This is a genomic window from Rahnella sp. PAMC25617 (assembly GCF_050606005.1).
Lineage (GTDB): Bacteria > Pseudomonadota > Gammaproteobacteria > Enterobacterales > Enterobacteriaceae > Rahnella > Rahnella variigena.
The window spans coordinates 864,200-882,867 of record NZ_JBOCUM010000006.1; the positions used below are offsets into that span (position 1 = coordinate 864,200).

Annotated in this window: 17 protein-coding genes; 6 read left to right on the top strand and 11 right to left on the bottom strand. The window is 52.2% G+C overall.

Annotated elements, in window-relative coordinates:
- Positions 1 to 27: 27 nt before the first annotated feature.
- Both ribD and nrdR read right to left on the bottom strand, forming a co-directional pair.
- Positions 28 to 1,182 (bottom strand): bifunctional diaminohydroxyphosphoribosylaminopyrimidine deaminase/5-amino-6-(5-phosphoribosylamino)uracil reductase RibD, encoded by a 1,155-nt coding sequence (gene ribD, locus ACM615_RS10090; RefSeq protein ID WP_431011826.1) that lies wholly within the window; start codon positions 1,180 to 1,182, stop codon positions 28 to 30.
- A 9-nt stretch (positions 1,183 to 1,191) separates the two neighbouring features.
- Complete coding sequence (gene nrdR, locus ACM615_RS10095; RefSeq protein WP_015698341.1) at positions 1,192 to 1,641, bottom strand: transcriptional regulator NrdR; 450 nt, start codon at positions 1,639 to 1,641, stop codon at positions 1,192 to 1,194.
- A 160-nt stretch (positions 1,642 to 1,801) separates the two neighbouring features.
- Here nrdR and ACM615_RS10100 point away from each other — a divergent pair, with 160 nt between their 5' ends.
- Complete coding sequence (locus tag ACM615_RS10100) at positions 1,802 to 2,380, top strand: DUF3251 domain-containing protein (protein ID WP_431011827.1); 579 nt, start codon at positions 1,802 to 1,804, stop codon at positions 2,378 to 2,380.
- Positions 2,381 to 2,459: 79 nt separating this feature from the next.
- Here the strand turns inward: ACM615_RS10100 and secF are convergent, their stop codons facing one another.
- The 5 genes from secF to queA form a co-directional block, all read right to left on the bottom strand.
- Positions 2,460 to 3,371, bottom strand: coding sequence for a protein translocase subunit SecF (gene secF, locus ACM615_RS10105; protein WP_211334002.1), 912 nt, complete (start codon positions 3,369 to 3,371; stop codon positions 2,460 to 2,462).
- A 73-nt stretch (positions 3,372 to 3,444) separates the two neighbouring features.
- Positions 3,445 to 5,292 (bottom strand): protein translocase subunit SecD, encoded by a 1,848-nt coding sequence (gene secD, locus ACM615_RS10110; protein WP_112287489.1) that lies wholly within the window; start codon positions 5,290 to 5,292, stop codon positions 3,445 to 3,447.
- Positions 5,293 to 5,319: 27 nt separating this feature from the next.
- The gene (gene yajC / locus ACM615_RS10115) at positions 5,320 to 5,652 is read right to left on the bottom strand and encodes a preprotein translocase subunit YajC (RefSeq protein WP_013576670.1); all 333 of its coding nucleotides are present in this window, start codon (positions 5,650 to 5,652) and stop codon (positions 5,320 to 5,322) included.
- Positions 5,653 to 5,814: 162 nt separating this feature from the next.
- On the bottom strand, positions 5,815 to 6,939 hold the full coding sequence (gene tgt / locus ACM615_RS10120; protein WP_015698345.1) for a tRNA guanosine(34) transglycosylase Tgt: 1,125 nt from the start codon (positions 6,937 to 6,939) through the stop codon (positions 5,815 to 5,817).
- A gap of 111 nt (positions 6,940 to 7,050) precedes the next feature.
- The gene (gene queA / locus ACM615_RS10125; protein WP_431011828.1) at positions 7,051 to 8,121 is read right to left on the bottom strand and encodes a tRNA preQ1(34) S-adenosylmethionine ribosyltransferase-isomerase QueA; all 1,071 of its coding nucleotides are present in this window, start codon (positions 8,119 to 8,121) and stop codon (positions 7,051 to 7,053) included.
- Positions 8,122 to 8,255: 134 nt separating this feature from the next.
- Here queA and ACM615_RS10130 point away from each other — a divergent pair, with 134 nt between their 5' ends.
- The 3 genes from ACM615_RS10130 to ggt all read left to right on the top strand — a co-directional run bounded on the left by ACM615_RS10130 (position 8,256) and on the right by ggt (position 11,672).
- On the top strand, positions 8,256 to 8,837 hold the full coding sequence (locus ACM615_RS10130; RefSeq protein WP_279918265.1) for an ACP phosphodiesterase: 582 nt from the start codon (positions 8,256 to 8,258) through the stop codon (positions 8,835 to 8,837).
- 224 nt (positions 8,838 to 9,061) lie between these two features.
- The gene (locus ACM615_RS10135; RefSeq protein ID WP_095924927.1) at positions 9,062 to 9,664 is read left to right on the top strand and encodes a peroxiredoxin C; all 603 of its coding nucleotides are present in this window, start codon (positions 9,062 to 9,064) and stop codon (positions 9,662 to 9,664) included.
- 256 nt (positions 9,665 to 9,920) lie between these two features.
- Entirely contained in the window at positions 9,921 to 11,672 is a 1,752-nt protein-coding gene (gene ggt, locus ACM615_RS10140) for a gamma-glutamyltransferase (RefSeq protein WP_112287486.1), read from the top strand.
- Positions 11,673 to 11,870: 198 nt separating this feature from the next.
- On the opposite strand, the gene proY is transcribed toward ggt, so the two are convergent.
- The 3 genes from proY to ACM615_RS10155 all read right to left on the bottom strand — a co-directional run bounded on the left by proY (position 11,871) and on the right by ACM615_RS10155 (position 16,324).
- Positions 11,871 to 13,295, bottom strand: coding sequence for a proline-specific permease ProY (proY, locus tag ACM615_RS10145; protein WP_181955499.1), 1,425 nt, complete (start codon positions 13,293 to 13,295; stop codon positions 11,871 to 11,873).
- Positions 13,296 to 13,456: 161 nt separating this feature from the next.
- The gene (gene brnQ, locus ACM615_RS10150) at positions 13,457 to 14,776 is read right to left on the bottom strand and encodes a branched-chain amino acid transport system II carrier protein (protein ID WP_112287484.1); all 1,320 of its coding nucleotides are present in this window, start codon (positions 14,774 to 14,776) and stop codon (positions 13,457 to 13,459) included.
- Positions 14,777 to 15,220: 444 nt separating this feature from the next.
- A complete protein-coding gene (locus ACM615_RS10155) occupies positions 15,221 to 16,324 on the bottom strand; it encodes a cobalamin-independent methionine synthase II family protein (RefSeq protein ID WP_113876159.1) in 1,104 nt (367 codons plus the stop codon).
- Positions 16,325 to 16,593: 269 nt separating this feature from the next.
- On the opposite strand from ACM615_RS10155, the gene ACM615_RS10160 reads away from it, so the two are divergent.
- Both ACM615_RS10160 and ACM615_RS10165 read left to right on the top strand, forming a co-directional pair.
- Complete coding sequence (locus ACM615_RS10160) at positions 16,594 to 16,989, top strand: type II toxin-antitoxin system RelE/ParE family toxin (RefSeq protein WP_431011829.1); 396 nt, start codon at positions 16,594 to 16,596, stop codon at positions 16,987 to 16,989.
- Positions 16,982 to 17,311, top strand: a complete 330-nt coding sequence (locus tag ACM615_RS10165; protein WP_113876161.1) for a helix-turn-helix domain-containing protein — start codon at positions 16,982 to 16,984, stop codon at positions 17,309 to 17,311. Before ACM615_RS10160 ends, ACM615_RS10165 begins: the two co-directional genes overlap by 8 nt.
- Positions 17,312 to 17,342: 31 nt before the next feature.
- Here the strand turns inward: ACM615_RS10165 and phoR are convergent, their stop codons facing one another.
- Complete coding sequence (gene phoR / locus ACM615_RS10170) at positions 17,343 to 18,662, bottom strand: phosphate regulon sensor histidine kinase PhoR (protein ID WP_113876162.1); 1,320 nt, start codon at positions 18,660 to 18,662, stop codon at positions 17,343 to 17,345.
- Positions 18,663 to 18,668: the final 6 nt, after the last annotated feature.

The window sequence follows — 18,668 nt, forward strand, 5'->3', positions numbered from 1 at the left end:
TCATTCCATCAGGGGGGAGTAAAATTCTCAGTACACCGGTTTCAGGCGTAAACGTAAGTCAGGGCCAATCTGGCGGATATCGCTGAAAGCAAACTCCGGCGCATCAGTCAGATGTTGCAAACCGGGCAACTCGCAAAGTGCTCGCCCATTATTACCCAATAACTTAGGCGCCATATAAACGATTAATTCATCAACCAGACCCGCTTGTAATAAGGCGCCGGCCAGCTGCGCGCCCGCTTCCACCCAGATGGCGTTTATCTGGCGTTTTGCCAGCTGCATCATCAGCAGAACCAGATCAATACGGTTATCGCGCCCGGCCACGCGCCATTGTTCGACTGACTCCGGCCAGACCTGCGAATCGGCTTCAAGGCGCGCCAGCAAGACATCACCAGGAATATTCACCAGCTGATGCTGCGGTGTGACACGATTCTGGCTGTCGAGAATGATACGCAGCGGCTGACGCAGATTTCCCTCGGGATAGATCGCCTGCACTTCGCTGCCCAGCTCGCTCCAGCGTACATTCAGCGAAGGATTATCGGCCAGCACGGTGGCGCTGGTGCTCAGAATGGCCGAGCTTTCAGCACGAAAACGCTGAACATCCGCACGGGCTGCCGGAGACGTGATCCACTGGCTTTCGCCGGAGGCCATCGCCGTCCTCCCATCCAGAGACGCGCCCATTTTCAGCTGCACGTAAGGAAAACCTGTACGCATGCGTTTGAGAAAACCGAGGTTTACGGCTTCTGCCTGGGAATGCATCAGCCCGTGGCTGACGTCAATACCATTCTGTTTAAGGCGGTATAAACCGCGACCGGCGACTTCCGGATTCGGATCCTGCATCGCGGCGACCACGCGGCTGACACCGGCGGTCAGCAAGGCATCGGCACAAGGCGGTGTGCGCCCGTGATGGCTGCAAGGCTCTAGGGTTACGTAGGCAGTCGCGCCGCGGGCTTTCTCACCGGCCATGCGCAAAGCATGGACTTCGGCGTGCGGTTCACCGGCACGCAAATGATAGCCTTCGCCGACGATTTCGCCATTTAATACAATGACGCAACCCACATTAGGATTGGGCGTGGTGGTAAAACGCCCGAGACGCGCCAGTTCGAAAGCGCGCGCCATATAGCGTTCATCAGCAGGTGATTCATCAGAAAGATTTTGAACAGAAGACGGTTGGTCAGACAGCATCAGCTTTCCTTAGTCCTGAAGACGGGCGATCTCTTCACCAAATTCACGGATATCTTCGAAGCTGCGATACACCGATGCGAAGCGAATATAAGCGACTTTATCCAGCCCTTTCAGGGCGTCCATCACCAGATTGCCGATCATCTTGGCCGGGATTTCACGTTCGCCGGTTGCGCGCAGTTGCGACTTAATGTGACTGATGGCCGTTTCGACATCATCAGAGCTGACCGGGCGTTTTTCCAGCGCTTTGAGAAAACCACCACGCAGCTTGTCTTCGTTGAAAGGTTCGCGAACTTCATTGCTTTTAATGACGCGTGGCATCACCAGTTCAGCCACTTCAAAGGTGGTGAAACGCTCATGGCACACCAGACACTGACGGCGGCGGCGAACCTGCGATCCATCGCCTACCAGACGGGAATCGATGACTTTAGTATCAACAGCGGCACAAAATGGGCAATGCATAGCACTTCCTGATCGCGAACTCAATTGGACATTAGTTTAACCCGAAGTGTGCCGACAACAAAGGCTGTCGCTACTTTCATCGACATCGGGTTAAACTTAGTTATCTATATTGGTGCCCGGACGGAATGTTTCAACGGGCAGATGAAAGGAAGTCTCTGATATGACGAAACACCCGCGATTTTTACTGGCCTGTGCCGCGTTATTCAGTCTGGCGGGCTGCGCGAAGCAAAATCCTCAAATGCCGGAACTTAAAACGGAAGTGGGTCAGCTCAATCAAAAACTGCAACGCCTGACAGATCTGGCCATCGCGCTGGAGCAGCAGACCACGCTTAACCGCCAGTCATCAAATGGCGTGTATTTATTGCCGGCAGCGAAAAGCGCCGCGCTGCTGAAAAGTGATATCGGCCAGCTGGAAGTTCAGCTGACCCGCGTCGCACCCGATGCCACCGGCATTCAGGCCGTGCTTGAAATCAAAAACACCTCCGGTCAGCCATTGCCGCCGTTTACGGCTTCTTTAAGCTGGGGACAGCTGGATCCGGTCACCGGCAAACCGCTGACCGTCGATATGCAAACCCAGACGATTACCGTCGAGCCAGATTTATTACCGGGGCCGGTGAAAACCGTCGAGGTGAAGTTTAATCAGGTGACTGTCGACACGCTGGGATTTGTACACCTGCATAATATCGTGGCGGCACAGCCGGTCGTAGCGACTGCCACAACGCCTGTCGTGGCTAAATAGCAGCAGCGAATTACAAACCAAAAAAAACCCCGCATCGCGGGGTTTTTGTTTTCAGGTCGGTAGCTGAACCATCGGCAAATTACGGAAGAATCGAAGGCTGATCTGCGCCCTCTTTTTCCACTTTCTGCTGCAACATGTGTTCACGCTTCATGCCCAGTTTCAGAGCCAGCGCAGACGCCACGTAGATTGACGAAACAGTACCAATTGACACACCAATCAACATGGTCAGAGAGAAGCCTTCCAGCAACGCACCGCCAAAGATATAGAGCATCAGTACCACCATCAGCGTGGTTGCTGAGGTCATAATGGTACGGCTTAACGTCTGGGTCAGGGACACGTTCATGATTTCGTAAGAGTTACCGCGACGAATTTTGCGGAAGTTTTCACGAATACGGTCCGACACCACGATGGAGTCATTCAGCGAGTAACCGATAACCGACATCAGGGACGCGATAATGGTCAGATCAATTTCGATCCTGAACAGCGACAATACGCCCATGGTGATGATCACGTCGTGCGCCAGTGCGATTACTGCACCCAGCGCCAGTCGCCATTCAAAACGGAACCCGACGTAAATCAGGATACAAATCAGCGCCATCAGCAGCGCCATGCCGCCAGCCTGCGCCAGATCGTTACCCACGCTCGGACCCACAAACTCGACACGTTTTACGGTGGCGTCTTTGTCGATATCAGCGTTTACCAGGCTAAGGACTTTATTCCCCAGTTCCTGACCGGCATTACCGGAAACAGGCGGAAGGCGAACCATCACGTCACGGCTGCTGCCAAAGTTCTGAACAACAGGATCCTTGAATCCTGCTTTTTCCAGATCGGCGCGCATGTCGTCGAGGTTAGCGGGCTGACTGAGGCTGATTTCAATGACGGTACCGCCAGTGAAGTCCAGACCCCAGTTGAATCCGCGAACACCCATAATCGCGACGGAAGCGATAAACAACAGGCCTGAAATACAGAAGGCCACGTTGTCCCAGCGCATAAAGTCGATGACTTTACGGCCGTAGTTCAGTTGTTCAACAGTATATGGTTGTTGCTGTGCCACAACGCACTCCTCAGATAGACAGCTTTTTAATGCGTTTGCCGCCGTAAACCAGGTTCACGATTGCACGGGTTCCCACGATCGACGTAAACATCGAGGTTGCCACACCGATAGCGGTGGTGATAGCAAAGCCTTTGATCGAACCGGTACCCACTGCATAAAGAATAATTGCCGTGATCAGGGTAGTAATGTTGGCATCGACGATACTGGAGAACGCGCCTTTATAGCCTTCATGAATCGCCTGCTGAACGGAACGACCGTTCTTCAGCTCTTCCTTGATACGTTCGTTTATCAGTACGTTGGCGTCGACGGCTACCGCCAGCGTCAGCACGATACCGGCAATACCCGGCATGGTCAGCGTTGCCCCCGGCAGCAGCGACATGATCCCAACAATCAGAATCAGGTTAGCCACCAGCGCAGTCGTGGCAATAATGCCGAACTTACGGTACCAAACCACCATGAACAGAATAGATGCCACCAGACCCCACAAGCACGCTTCCAGACCCTGAGTGATGTTTTGCATCCCTAAGGTCGGGCCGATAGTACGTTCTTCAACAATCTGAATTGGCGCGATCAACGCACCGGCGCGCAGCAGCAGAGACAGCTGACGGGCTTCATTCGGATCATTCACCCCGGTGATACGGAAGCTGTTACCCAGACGTGACTGAATCGTCGCCACGTTGATGACTTCTTCCTGTTTCGCCAGAATCGAACGGCCATTCGCATCTTTCTTACCGCTGTCTTTATATTCCACGAACAGGGTAGCCATCGGTTTGCCGATGTTATCCTTCGTGAAGTTAGACATGGCGTTACCGCCAGCGCTGTCGAGAGAGATGTTAACCTGCGGCTGATTGTACTCATCCATGCTGGATGTAGAATCAGTGATGTGGTCACCGGTCAGGATCACGCGTTTGTACAGAACTACCGGACGGCCATCACGCATGTTTTTCACTTCGCTGTCGCCAGGTACACGACCGGTTGAAGCAGCAGAAGCATCCACATTGGTGTTTACCAGACGGAATTCCAGAGTCGCGGTCGCGCCTAAAATTTCTTTAGCACGCGCAGTATCCTGAATACCCGGCAACTCAACCACGATACGGTCAGCACCCTGACGCTGTACCAGCGGCTCGGCGACACCCAGTTGGTTGACACGGTTACGCAGGATAGTGATGTTTTGCTGAACGGCATACTCGCGCGCTTCACTCAGGCGAGCATCAGTCATCACCACGCGAGCTGCATTATCGCCGCTGTTGGTGATCACTAAATCGCGGTGACGTGGGCTCAGGTAGCTGACCGCAGAATCACGGGTAGCAGCATCGCGGAAACGCACTTCAACGCCATAGTTGTCGAGCTTACGCACCGTGGCATAAGGAATATTCTTGTCGCGCAGGTCGCTGCGCATGTTGTCCATCGTTTGCTCTTGCAGCTTACTCAGCGCGGTATCCATATCCACTTCCATCAGGAAGTGAACACCACCACGCAAGTCGAGGCCTAGCTTCATCGGCTCAGCGCCCAGCATGCTCAACCAGCGCGGCGTTGCCGGCGCGAGGTTCAGTGCAATAACAAACTTGTCGCCCAGCGCTTCAGTCAGCGCTTCACGTGCACGGAGCTGTACATCCGTGTCTTTGAAACGGGCAAGAATAGCGCCATTCTCCAGAGCAACTGATTTGATCTGGATTTTGCTTTGATCTAATACGTTACGGACTTGGTCCAGCGTTGCTTCACTGGCGTCGGAACCCCGAGCACCAGTGATTTGAACAGCCGGATCCTCACCATAAAGGTTGGGAAGTGCATAAAGCAAACCGACGATGACCACAACGATCAACATCAGATACTTCCACGCAGGATAACGGTTTAACACGGCAGTTCCCTTCGGGAAAATCGAAAATTAGATAGACTTCATCGTGCCTTTTGGCAGAACTGCTGCCACGAAGTCACGTTTGATCATCACTTCGTTGGTGTCGTTCAGTGCGATAACCACATAACCGGTTTCGGCTACTTTAGTTACGCGACCGATCAGACCACCGGTGGTCATGACTTCGTCACCTTTACCGATAGAGTCCATCAGTTTTTTGTGTTCTTTAGAACGTTTCTGCTGCGGGCGCAGGATCATGAAATAGAAGATTAGACCAAAAACCACCAGCATGATAACCAGAGAGTAAGGACTTCCCTGTGACGGTGCGCCGGTCGCTGCGACTGCATCGGAAATGAAAAGACTCATTTAAATTCCCTCATTGTTGTTGTGAAGCAAATTGATGTAATACAAACCGAGAATCCGACCCGGAGTCTGGCGATGAAACGTCTCGCACAATACCCCATAATGCCGGTTCAAGAAATTATAAAATCGGCACCCCCTTTCGAAGATGCCGATACGAAAAAGAAATCAGAAGTTTAAAGGCGGAACAGGCTTGCCTTTACGCTCGTAGAAGTCTGTCACAAACGCTTCTAATTTACCCTCTTCAATAGCCTGGCGTAAACCGGCCATCAGACGCTGGTAATAGCGCAGATTATGGATCGTATTTAACCGCGCACCGAGAATTTCGTTGCAACGGTCAAGATGATGCAAGTAAGCGCGGCTGTAATTGCGACATGTGTAGCAATCACAGTGTTCGTCGAGCGTTGACGTGTCATCTTTATGCTTCGCATTTCGGATTTTCACGATGCCATCGGTCACGAAAAGATGACCATTTCGCGCATTACGCGTTGGCATCACGCAGTCAAACATATCGATACCGCGACGCACGCCTTCCACCAAATCTTCCGGTTTACCGACACCCATCAGATAACGAGGTTTGTCTTCCGGGATTTGCGGGCAAACGTGTTCGAGGATACGGTGCATATCTTCTTTTGGCTCACCTACCGCCAGGCCGCCCACAGCGTAACCATCAAAGCCGATATCTACCAGCCCTTTTAATGATACATCTCGTAAATCTTCGTAAACGCTGCCCTGAATAATACCGAACAAAGCATTCTTATTATTCAATTCGTTGAAGCGATCGCGGCTACGTTTTGCCCAGCGCAAAGACATCTCCATAGAACGTTTTGCGTAATCCCAGTCAGCAGGATAAGGCGTACATTCGTCGAAGATCATCACGATGTCCGAACCAAGATCGTTTTGGATTTCCATCGATTTTTCAGGACTCAGGAAGACAGGATCCCCGTTGATCGGATTGCGGAAATGCACACCTTCTTCTTTGATTTTACGCATCGCGCCCAGGCTGAATACCTGGAAACCGCCGGAATCGGTGAGGATCGGGCCGTGCCAGTTCATGAAATCATGCAGGTCGCCGTGCAGCTTCATGATTTCCTGCCCCGGACGCAGCCACAGGTGGAAAGTGTTACCCAGCAAAATCTGTGCGCCAGTTTCCTTTACTTCTTCCGGGGTCATGCCTTTTACGGTGCCGTAAGTACCCACTGGCATAAATGCCGGGGTTTCGACGACGCCACGTTCAAAGACCAGACGTCCGCGACGTGCGCGGCCATCGGTAGTGCTTAATTCGTACTTCACATTGCCTCCAGCATCAGAGAAACAGTCTGATGAGGTTAAGTCCGTGGCATGATGCCCGGAAAAGAAAGTCCGAATGCACCGAGTGCGTCCGGACCGGTAATTACAAAAAGGCTACTGTCCGACCACTTCCTGCGGCGCCAGCGGGTTACGGTTGATGAACATCGCATCCCCATAACTAAAGAAACGGTACTGCTCTGCGACGGCCTGATGATAGGCATTCATCGTATTTTTATAGCCGGCAAACGCCGACACCAGCATGATCAGCGTCGATTCAGGCAGGTGGAAATTGGTAATCAGGGAATCAATCACCTGATAGTGATAACCCGGATAGATGAAGATTTTGGTATCACCGAAGAATGGCGCAATCAATGCATCTTCACTGGCCTTCGCCGCACTTTCCAGCGAACGCACAGACGTTGTGCCCACGGCCACCACTTTATTGCCGCGCGCTTTACACGCCAGTACCGCATCCACGACTTCCTGAGGCACTTCGGCATACTCAGCGTGCATGATGTGGTCTTCAATGGTGTCCACGCGAACCGGCTGGAAAGTCCCTGCTCCCACGTGCAGTGTGACGAAAGCAAACTCCACACCTTTGGCTTTCAGCGCATCCATCAGCGGCTCATCGAAATGCAAGCCAGCGGTTGGCGCAGCTACCGCACCCGGACGTTCGCTGTAGACGGTCTGATACAGTTCACGGTCAGCATCTTCATCAGGGCGGTCGATATAAGGCGGCAGCGGCATATGGCCGATTTCGTTGAGCAGAGTAAAGACATCACGATCTTCATTAAATTCCAGCTCGAACAACGTATCGTGGCGCGCCACCATCGTCGCTTTAATATCTTCTTTATCACCAAGCAGCAGTTCTGCACCCGGTTTTGGCGATTTAGACGCACGCACATGCGCCAGAACGCGGTGCGAATCGAGCACACGCTCAACCAGCACTTCAATTTTTCCGCCGCTGACCTTACGGCCAAACACCCGGGCCGGGATCACGCGGGTATTGTTAAATACCAGCAAATCGCCGGGATGGATTTTATCGAGAATATCGGTGAACACGCCGTGCGTTAACTCACCGCTAGGCCCGTCCAGAGACAACAAACGACAGCCGCTGCGCTGGGTCTGCGGATAGCGCGCAATCAGGGATTCAGGGAGTTCAAAAGAAAAATCGTCAACACGCATGGCTTTTCACTTCACTTAACGACAAAAACAGGCGGCTTAGTCTAGAGGGACGGGGCATCCCCTGCAAGCATCTGCGTCAATAAAGGCATCCGCTGCCCTGTCAGAGATCAACTTTCCTGCGTTATACTGCCGTCATGAATTTTCTCGCTCACCTCCATCTGGCCTCACTGGCTCAAAGTTCCCTGACCGGCAACCTGCTGGCTGACTTCGTTCGCGGCAATCCTGACGGACAATATTCAGCTGAAATTGTCAGCGGGATCCGCATGCATCGCCGCGTAGATACCATGACCGATTCGCTGCCGGAAGTGAAAATTGCCCGCAGCTATTTTCGTGAAGATTTTCGCCGCGTCGCGCCCATCACGCTCGATGTGGTCTGGGATCATTTTCTCTCACGTCACTGGGCTACAATTCATCCGCAACAGTCGCTGGAAGATTTTCTTGACGACTGCCAGCAGGAAATCGAGCCGCAGTTGCCTGAAATGCCGGAACGTTTCCAGAATCTGAATGCGTATTTATGGCCGGAACGCTGGATGGAACGTTATGCCGTGCTGCCTTTTATTGGCGACGTATTGCGCGGCATGGCTAACCGGCGGCCAAAACTCGGCGCGCTGACCGGTTCTTTCCATGATATCGAGCTCAATTACGATGCTCTCGAACAGCTTTTTTGGCAGTTTTATCCGGTCATGATGCAACAGGCGAAAGACCGGCAAATCTGACAAACACCGCGAATTTTGTGATTCCATCCGCAATTCCCTGCAATCCAAAAGGTTGTTGTTAAAAAAGTTTGGGACTTACATCAAAGACTGATAGCCGGATGCTATCTGATTGATTGGTGCGATGGGGTTTATTCACCCGAGGGTTGCCCCTATACTGGCAGTCGTTTTGTTCACCCTTCCTTCTCACCTACGACGCCCGTAAGGGTTTCATAAGGAGTAATATTATGGTTCTGGTAACTCGTCCAGCCCCTGACTTCACCGCAGCAGCAGTTCTCGGTAGCGGCGAAGTAGTTGAAAACTTCAACTTCAAAAAACACACTGCAGGCAAACCTACTGTTATCTTCTTCTGGCCAATGGACTTCACTTTCGTTTGTCCTTCTGAGCTGATCGCTTTCGATCACCGTTACGAAGAATTCCAGAAACGTGGCGTAGAAGTGGTAGGCGTGTCCTTCGACTCCGAGTTCGTTCACAACGCATGGCGTAACACCCCTGTTGAGAAAGGCGGTATCGGTCCTGTTAAATACGCGATGGTTGCTGACATCAAACGCGAAATTCAGAAAGCCTACGGTATCGAACATCCGGACGCTGGCGTTGCACTGCGCGGCTCTTTCCTGATCGACAAAGAAGGCGTTGTTCGTCACCAGGTAGTGAACGATCTGCCACTGGGTCGTAACATCGACGAAATGCTGCGTATGGTTGACGCACTGCAATTCCACGAAGAGCACGGCGAAGTGTGCCCGGCTCAGTGGGAAAAAGGCAAAAAAGGTATGGGCGCTTCTCCGGACGGCGTGGCTAAATACCTGACAGAAAACGCGTCAAACCTGTAATCCCTTCACGGATTTCAAGGTCAATAACGGTCAGCTAAGCTGGCCGTTTTTTTTGCCTGCCATCCGACACGATCACAATTTCCCCTTCCCCCTCCCCGTTTTGCCTGTTTTACGTCTACGCTGAAAATGTTCCACTCCGGTCATTATGGCGTGCAGTTTGCATAGTTCTGATCGGATAAAACACCCAAAAAAAGCGTTATCACACAATAACCTGAAGGTTATGACTCATTAGACAGGGTAATAAACAGGAGCCCCTATGTTACGGAAATCACTCATCGCGCTGACCTTGCTGACCAGCTTTCCGCTGTACGCCGCGTCCAGCCCTGCGGTTGAAGCCAAAAACGGCATGGTTGTCACTTCGCAATATCTGGCCTCTCAGGTCGGGGTCGATATTCTAAAAATGGGCGGAAACGCCATTGATGCCGCTGTGGCCGTTGGCTACGCGCAGGCCGTCGTGAACCCATGTTGTGGCAATATCGGCGGCGGAGGCTTCATGACGGTGCATCTTGCTGATGGCAAGGACACTTTCATTAACTTCCGCGAAACCGCACCTGCCGCCGCCAGCGCCAATATGTATCTGGACGCAGACGGGAATGTGAAAAAAGGCGCCAGCCTGTACGGATATCTCGCGGCGGGTGTACCGGGCACAGTACTGGGCCTGGATACGGTGCAGAAGGAATACGGCAAACTGACGCGCCAGCAGGTGATGGCACCGGCGATTGAACTTGCCCGTCAGGGCTTTGTGCTGACCCGCGCCGATACCGATATTCTTGATACCAAGGTTGACCGCTTCAAAGAAGATCCTGAGGCAGCGCGCATTTTCCTGCGTAAAGACGGCAGCGCACTACAGCCGGGCGATAAACTGGTTCAAACCGATTTAGCCAATACGCTGGAATCCATTTCAAAACACGGGCCGGATGCTTTCTATAAAGGCAAAATCCCGGCAGCAGTGGAAGCGGCCTCGAAAAAAGGCGGCGGTATCCTGACAGCGGCAGATTTCGCGAACTATAAAGTCACTGAGGACGCGCCGATCACCTGCAGCTATCGCGGCTATAAATTCGTGTCCGCACCGCCGCCAAGCTCCGGTGGAGTGACAATGTGTGAAATTCTCAACATCGTTGAGGGCTACGACATCAAGAGCATGGGCTTCAACTCAGCGGCGTCGATTCACGTGCTCACCGAAGCCATGCGCCATGCTTACATGGACCGCAATACCTATCTTGGCGATCCGGAATTTGTGAAAAACCCGATCGACCGCCTGATCAGTAAAAGCTACGCCGAAGAAATTCGTAAGAAAATAGAAGCAGATAAAGCCACGCCTTCCACAGCCGTTCAGCCGGGGATGGAACCGCACGAGAAACCGGAAACCACCCATTACTCTATCGTCGATAAAATGGGTAACGCCGTCTCAACCACTTACACCATTAATGGCTTGTTTGGCTCTGTGGTCATCGCGCCAGGAACCGGTTTCTTCCTTAATGATGAAATGGATGACTTCACCACCAAAGTCGGTGAGAAAAACCTCTTCGGCCTGGTGCAGGGCGTTAAAAACGCAATCGCCCCCGGTAAGCGCCCACTATCGTCTATGAGTCCGAGTTTAGTGACCAAAGACGGCAAAACCTTCATGGTTCTCGGCTCGCCTGGCGGTTCGCGCATCATCACCATCACTCTGCAAACGGCGCTGAATGTTATCGACCACGGTATGCCACCGCAGGAAGCGGTGAATGCGCCACGTATTCATCATCAGTGGTTGCCGGATGAAGTCTATTACGAGCAGCGCGGCGTTTCACAGGACAGCCTGAACATCCTGCAGAAGATGGGTTACAAAATGGTGGAACAAACGCCGTGGGGTGCCGCAGAGCTGATTATGGTGGGATTACCGGGTGCCGCTGGCGTGACATCCGCGACCTCAGGTAATGACTCGGCAGTTTCAGGCAAGGTGCGCGAAGGTTATCTGTACGGCGCGAATGATGTGCGACGCCCCGCAGGTGCGGCCATCGGCTATTAACCGGCATCCTTCACGCTATTTCTGCGTTGGCTGCCTTCATTCACCCCGGTCACTTACCTGTGTAAGCTCCCGGGGATGTACTCAGTTGCCGCCTTGATATAGCCAGAATGATTTCGTTAATAAAATTTATAAACAGTAAAAAGCCCCCGGGATCATCAGATCCCGGGGGCTTTTCTTTACCGGAAGGTAAGTGCTTGCTTACGCTTTGTTGTTCAGCGCCAGCGCTTGTTTTTTGCGGTCATTGCGCAGTTTAAAGGCATAACCGACCAGCAGCGCCACAACCCAAATCATCCCGACATACAGCGAAATACGGGTATCCGGGAAGTAACCAATCAGGCCAATGATGAACACCAGGAAAATGATACCGAACACGGAGGTGTAAACACCGCCACGCAGCGGAAACTCCAGTTCTTTAACCTGCTGTTTGCTCAGCTTGCGACGGAAACCAATCTGGGAGAACAGGATCATAATCCACACCCAGACAGTTGCGAACGTCGCCAGAGACGCGATCACCAGGAACACGTTTGACGGCATGATGTAGTTCAGGTAAACCGCCACCAGCAGCGCCGCCATCATCACCAGGACAGTGACCCACGGCGTCCCCAGACGCGAAACCTTGCTGAACATTTTCGGTGCCTGTCCCTGCTCTGCCATACCGTGCAGCATGCGGCCCACGCCGAACACGTCACTGTTAATGGCAGAAAGCGACGCGGTGATCACCACGAAATTGAGAATAGCCGCTGCCGCCGTAATGCCCATATGCTGGAAGGTCAGAACGAACGGACTGCCCTGCGTACCCACCTGATTCCATGGGAAAATGGACATAATCACAAACAGCGTACCCACGTAAAACACCAGAATACGCAGCGGAACAGAGTTGATGGCTTTCGGAATGGATTGCTTTGGATTCTCAGCTTCACCGGCTGTGATGCCGATGATCTCAATGCCGCCGTAAGCAAACATCACCAGCTGGAGCGACAGAATCGTCCCCATGATACCCTGGCTGAAGAAGCCGCCGTTGCTCCACAGATTGTGGATACCGGTCGCCTGTCCGCCGTTACCAATGCCCCAGAAAATAATGCCAAAGCCTGCCACGATCATGATGATGATGGTCAGTACTTTGAAGAAGGAGAACCAGAACTCCAGCTCGCCGAAGACTTTCACGCTGACCAGATTGATTGCGCCGATAATCAGCACCACGCTGAGCACCCAGGTCCATTGCGGCACATCCGGGAACCAGACGCCCATATAAATGCCGAATGCCGTCACATCAGCAATGGCAACGATCAGGATTTCGAAACAATACGTCCAGCCGGTGATGTAACCCGCCATCGGCCCGAGATAATCCTGCGCATAACGGGAGAATGAACCGCTCTGCGGGTTGTGAACGGACATCTCACCGAGGGCGCGCATGATGATAAACGCGATGATCCCACCGACCAGATACGCCAGCAATACACTCGGCCCCGCCATTTTGATGGCATCTGCCGAGCCATAAAATAGTCCGGTTCCGATGGCTGATCCCAGTGCCATAAAGCGAATATGGCGCGTTGTCAGGCCACGTTTTAACTTCGTGCCCGGCGCTTCGTTCTGCGCTGTTGGTTGTTCAGCTTCTTGCTGCATGTGCATTAACCCGTGTTGTTTTTTAACTATCAAAAATCGTATTCTAAAAAATGACTTTTAGCCTGCCAATGAAAAAGCCACGGAAGGGTTCTCCGTGGCCTGATTGGCTAAATATTCTTCAGACGATCATTCTTTCTGGTCTTCGAACATTCACCCGATAATCATTGGTGCGCGGTGACGCTGCGCGGGCCGCTGATTTTGTCATAAATCCCGACCAGTACCAGCATTAATAATGACGGTGGTAACCAGGCAAGACCTTGCGCAGCCAGTGGCAGGTTCGCGGTCCAGGCTGGCATCAGATCAGCAAAAGCAGAAGCCTTAATACCGTCAACAATGCCGAACACCAGGCTCACTACCATGACCGGCGCCACAATACGTGTGGTGCTGTTCCACCAGCGCAGGGTAAAGCTCAGCACAACCAGCGCGATACATGGCGGATAAATAGCCGTCAGTACCGGCACAGAAATCTGGATCAGATGGCTCAACCCGAGGTTGGACACCAGCATGGAGAACAGACCCAGAATGAATACCAGCGTTTTGTAAGACAGCGGCAGATATTGGGCAAAAAATTCCGCACAGGCGCAGGTCAGGCCAACCGCTGTCACCATACAGGCGATGAAAATCAGCGCACCTAAGAAGAAGCTGCCAACACTACCAAAAGTATGAGCGACGTAAGCATGCAGGATAACCGCACCGTTGGTCGCATCCGGCACCAGCGAGGCGCTGTTTTCGCCGAGTTTGAACAGGCTCAGATAAACCAGCATCAGTCCCAGACCAGCGATCAGACCGGCAAGAACGGTATAACGGGTCAGCAATTTCGCATCAGATACACCACGGGAACGCGCGGCATTAACAATAACGATACCGAACACCAGCGCACCCAGCGTATCCATGGTCAGATAGCCATTTACAAAGCCACTGGAGAAAGGAACGGTCTGGTAAGCACCGACAGCAGGCATTGGCTGACCGGCAGGCCACAGCAGTGCAGCGATACCCAGCGCAGCCAGAGCCACCATTTTCAGCGGTGCCAGGAAATGTCCGACAGTATCAAGCAAACGGCCCGGATACAGGGAAATACCGATAACCAGGCTGAAATAAATCACGCTGTAAATCAGCAGTGGCAGCGGGCCATCACCGGTCATCGGCGCGATACCCACTTCAAACGAAACCGTTGCGGTACGCGGCGTGGCAAACAGCGGCCCTACCGCCAGATAACAGACGGTGGCCAGAAGAATACCGGCACCACGACCAATTGGCGTACTCAGGGCATCCACACCGCCGCCAACGCGCGCAAGTGCAATTACCGTCATCACCGGGAGTCCGACCGCGGTGATCATAAATCCGGCGGCAGCCCACCAGACGTCATGACCTGCCTGCAGGCCAACCATTGGCGGGAAAATAATATTCCCGGCCCCGACGAATAAGGCGAAGGTCATGAAACCCAGCGCCATAATATCTTTATTTGTTAAACGAGTACTCATGATTGGTGTCGTGTTGCCTGTTCAAATGAATAAAGTGTCCGTTGCCGTCGCCGTGCCACGTCGTCAGAAGGATGAATGGCATAAAAGAGCCAGAGAGCACCCGATGAGGAACGAAGTAAGCTAAAAACGCCTGATGATATGCAGATAATTACGTTGTTATGCAGGGAGTATCGAGCGACAGCGGACGCTAAGGTAAACGTTTATAGCGTATAAAGGCAAGCCGCGATCCAAAAAGCAGAGTGTTTAACCAGATTAACAATATAAGACAGGCATATTCACTAAATACAACGAAAAACACGCCATATGATATGTATGATTTTTGAACTAATGAAGCACAAGATATGCTCCGGTAAGACGAAAAATGCGTGAAATCACCACTCTCAGGTTATTTCACGCACAGTTTACAGCATTTTTACAAGGTCAAAATTCGACCATGCCCTGGCATTACCAGACGCGGGCGGCGATATCGACGACCAGCTTCAGCTTTTCCCACTGCTGCGCTTCGGTCAGGCTGTTGCCCTCTTCCGTTGAAGCGAAACCACATTGCGGGCTGAGGCAAATCTGGTTGATATCCAGATATTCTGCTGCTTCAGCCAGACGTGCCTCCACCGTTTTCGCCAGTTCAAGCTCACCGGATTTGGTCGTGATCAGACCCAAAACCGCCTGCTGATGGCCTTTTTTGATAAAACGCAGCGGCTCAAAGCCCCCGGAACGCTCGTTGTCATATTCCAGGAAGAAGGCATCGATGTTCACGCCACCAAACAGAATCTCTGCCACCGGCTCATAGCCGCCTTCTGAAATCCAGGTGGAACGGAAGTTGCCCCGACAGACATGCAGACCAATCACCAGATCATCCGGTTTACCGGCAATCGCTTTGTTCAGCACATCGGCGTAAGTGCGCGCTAACTCTTCCGGAGAGTCGCCACGTTCGCGGATTTGTTTCTTCTGATCTTCAGAACACAGGTATGCCCAGACGGTGTCATCAAGTTGCAGATAACGACAACCGGCATCATAAAACGCCTTAATCGCGTCACGGTAAACCTGCGCCAGATCGTCAAAGTAGTCTTTCAGATCCGGATACACTTCTTTACTGATCGCGTTACGGCCACCGCGGAAATGCATCACGCTCGGGCTTGGAATGGTCATTTTCGGCACTGCACTTCCGCTGATGCTTTTCAGGAAACGGAAATCTTCCAGCATCGGGTGTGAGCCGAAACCGAGTTTGCTGACGACTTTGATGCTGCGTGCTTTAGTCTGTACGCCGTTGAACTGGATCCCCTGCACCGCATCGTAACCTTCAACGCCTTCCAGACCTTCGAAGAAATCAAAGTGCCACCATGCGCGGCGGAATTCCCCGTCAGTGACCACTTGCAGACCGGCTTCACGCTGCAAATCCACCACTCGGCGGATTTCGGTATCTTCTACGGCACGCAGTTGCGCGGCATCAATTTCACCGGCCTGAAATTGCTTACGGGCTTCTTTAATAGCGGCCGGGCGCAGGAAACTGCCAACGACGTCAGCGCGGAATGGAGGTGTTGTACGTTGCATGAAGAACTCCTTATGACATCCCGCCATTGGCGAAATGCGAATGATTCATTAAGTAAATAATTACCTTACGTTATATTTAGACATCTGGATGTCTAAACGTCTTTAACAGGATACTGTCATGCAGATGCTTCACGGGCAACAGAGGAATCTTCATGGGACGTGAATAAAATTCATGTTCACTTCGCGATGTTTCATGATGCTGAACAATATTTGCAGCCTTGCGATCTGTAGTAATAAATACTATAGTTTATTTTACCAGGGACGATGGCATGAACGGTTTACGTATTTTTGTTACAGAGGATTTTCACGACTTCATGACCGATAGCAAACTGTCGGAAAAGGATATCCTCAAGTCTGCACATGAACTGGCAAACGGACTTTTTGATGCAGATTTGTCTGGCAACATTTACAAGAAAAGAACTGCACCGACAGGAAGGTCGAAATCAGGGTTTGGCCGGGCACTGATTGCTTTCCGCTTTGACGAGCGAATCTTTTTTATGGCGGGATGGGAAAAGAAAAATGTCCCAAAATCAGGGCGTGAAATCTCAGAGCCTGCCTTAAGAGTGTTTAAATCACTGGCTCGCGAACTTTTAAATATTTCAGATATGCAGCTCTCTAAAGATTTAAGTCTGGGACTGATAATCGAGGTAAAACAACATGACTGATGAACTTCTGCTCAAGGCACAGCGCATAGCTCAGCGTTTTCATGAGTCGGGCACCGTTTCACAAACCACGATGCGCGAAATTAACAACATTGTGGATGAAGCCGTACAGGAGGAAAGGCTGAGAGCCTTTGCAGAAAGCTCTGCCGAACGTATACGCGCGCTGCGGGAAAAAGAAAAAATCAGCCAGGGCGTGCTGGCCAGACTCATCAATATGTCGGCTAACAGCATTCAAAAATGGGAGCGGGATGAAACCAAACCCACCGGTGCTGCTCTGATCTTACTGATGCTGATCGAAGAAAAAGGTTTACAAATCATCTGCTAAAAGAAGCCACAGCGTGGGCTGTGGCTTCTTTTTATCCCTTCACATCGCTTTGGCTGGCCTGTTCCTGAGGAACAATCAGTTTCGGTGCCAGTGTAAATATAAAGCGGGTACCGACGCCGACTTCACTCATCACTTCAAGTTTTGCGTTGTGATGACTCAGGGCGTGTTTGACGATGGCCAGCCCCAGACCGCTGCCGCCCGTCTGGCGCGAACGCGCTTTATCGACACGGTAGAAACGTTCAGTCAGGCGCGGCAGGTGTTGCGGCGCAATACCCGGCCCGTTATCACTGATCTGGAACTGTGCGCCATGCGGCGTTTGTTGCCAGCTGACTTCTATCCGCGTCCCCGCCGGGGTGTGGTTGACGGCGTTGTACACCAGATTCGACACCGCGCTGCGTAACTGATCTTCATTGCCAAAGACCTTCAGTTTCTCGTTTACACGGAACACCACTTCGTGACGGCCACCGCTTAAAGATTGCACTTCGCGCTCCAGCATGCCGAGCATTACCGGAATATCGACTTTCTCGTGCATATCGATATTTGCTGACGCTTCGATTTTCGACAATGTCAGCAGCTGCTTGACCAGCCCGTCCATGCGCCGCGTCTGCTCCTGCATGGTGTCCAGCGCTTTGGTACGAAACGGCTCTTCCAGCTTGGCGTCTTCCATCATTTCCAGATATCCCTGCAATACAGTCAGCGGGGTTCTCAGTTCATGACTGACGTTAGCGAAGAAGTTACGACGCGCACCTTCGAGCTGACGCATCTGCGTAACATCACGCGCCACCATCAGCAATTGCCCTTCGGAATAAGGCATAACGCGAAACTCGACGTAATGCTCGTTATTGAGTTGCAGATTCAGGGCACGGCTGAAATCACGGGTCTGGATCCAGGTACGAAACTCGGGATAACGCAGCAGGTTAAAGATGTGTTGTCCGTTATCTTCCGGCCAGCGGAAACCGAGCAAATCTTGCGCCAGCCCGTTACACCAGAAAATATTGCCCTCTTCCGTCGTCAGTACCACCGCATCGGGTAATGATTCGGCACCACTGCGGAAACGTTTAATGAGCTGACCTAATTCGCGACGGCGACGGCGGTTACGCATCTGCATCTGGTTTAGCCCGTAAAACAAAGGCTCCCAGCTCCAGCGGCCATTCGGCGGGGTTATGCTGCGGTCAAGCCACAGCCAGTGAGAGAGTTTGAGCTGGTTGTAATAATTCCAGCCCAGCGCCGCCAGCAGCGACGCAAAGAGGAGCCAGCCGAAATGGCCGACGAAGATACCGAGGATTAACGCGGGCAGGCAAAAGAGAAAGAATTCACCGGCCAATCGTTTCCATGACAAACGTTCTAGCACACAGAT

What these genes read in the sequence shown, in the direction of transcription:
- ribD (WP_431011826.1), bottom strand. Translation starts at nt 1,182, where the DNA reads ATGCTGTCTGACCAACCGTCTTCTGTTCAAAATCTTTCTGATGAATCA.
- nrdR (WP_015698341.1), bottom strand. Translation starts at nt 1,641, where the DNA reads ATGCATTGCCCATTTTGTGCCGCTGTTGATACTAAAGTCATCGATTCC.
- ACM615_RS10100 (WP_431011827.1), top strand. Translation starts at nt 1,802, where the DNA reads ATGACGAAACACCCGCGATTTTTACTGGCCTGTGCCGCGTTATTCAGT.
- secF (WP_211334002.1), bottom strand. Translation starts at nt 3,371, where the DNA reads ATGCGCTGGGACAACGTGGCCTTCTGTATTTCAGGCCTGTTGTTTATC.
- yajC (WP_013576670.1), bottom strand. Translation starts at nt 5,652, where the DNA reads ATGAGTCTTTTCATTTCCGATGCAGTCGCAGCGACCGGCGCACCGTCA.
- queA (WP_431011828.1), bottom strand. Translation starts at nt 8,121, where the DNA reads ATGCGTGTTGACGATTTTTCTTTTGAACTCCCTGAATCCCTGATTGCG.
- ACM615_RS10130 (WP_279918265.1), top strand. Translation starts at nt 8,256, where the DNA reads ATGAATTTTCTCGCTCACCTCCATCTGGCCTCACTGGCTCAAAGTTCC.
- ACM615_RS10135 (WP_095924927.1), top strand. Translation starts at nt 9,062, where the DNA reads ATGGTTCTGGTAACTCGTCCAGCCCCTGACTTCACCGCAGCAGCAGTT.
- ggt (WP_112287486.1), top strand. Translation starts at nt 9,921, where the DNA reads ATGTTACGGAAATCACTCATCGCGCTGACCTTGCTGACCAGCTTTCCG.
- proY (WP_181955499.1), bottom strand. Translation starts at nt 13,295, where the DNA reads ATGCAGCAAGAAGCTGAACAACCAACAGCGCAGAACGAAGCGCCGGGC.
- brnQ (WP_112287484.1), bottom strand. Translation starts at nt 14,776, where the DNA reads ATGAGTACTCGTTTAACAAATAAAGATATTATGGCGCTGGGTTTCATG.
- ACM615_RS10155 (WP_113876159.1), bottom strand. Translation starts at nt 16,324, where the DNA reads ATGCAACGTACAACACCTCCATTCCGCGCTGACGTCGTTGGCAGTTTC.
- ACM615_RS10160 (WP_431011829.1), top strand. Translation starts at nt 16,594, where the DNA reads ATGAACGGTTTACGTATTTTTGTTACAGAGGATTTTCACGACTTCATG.
- ACM615_RS10165 (WP_113876161.1), top strand. Translation starts at nt 16,982, where the DNA reads ATGACTGATGAACTTCTGCTCAAGGCACAGCGCATAGCTCAGCGTTTT.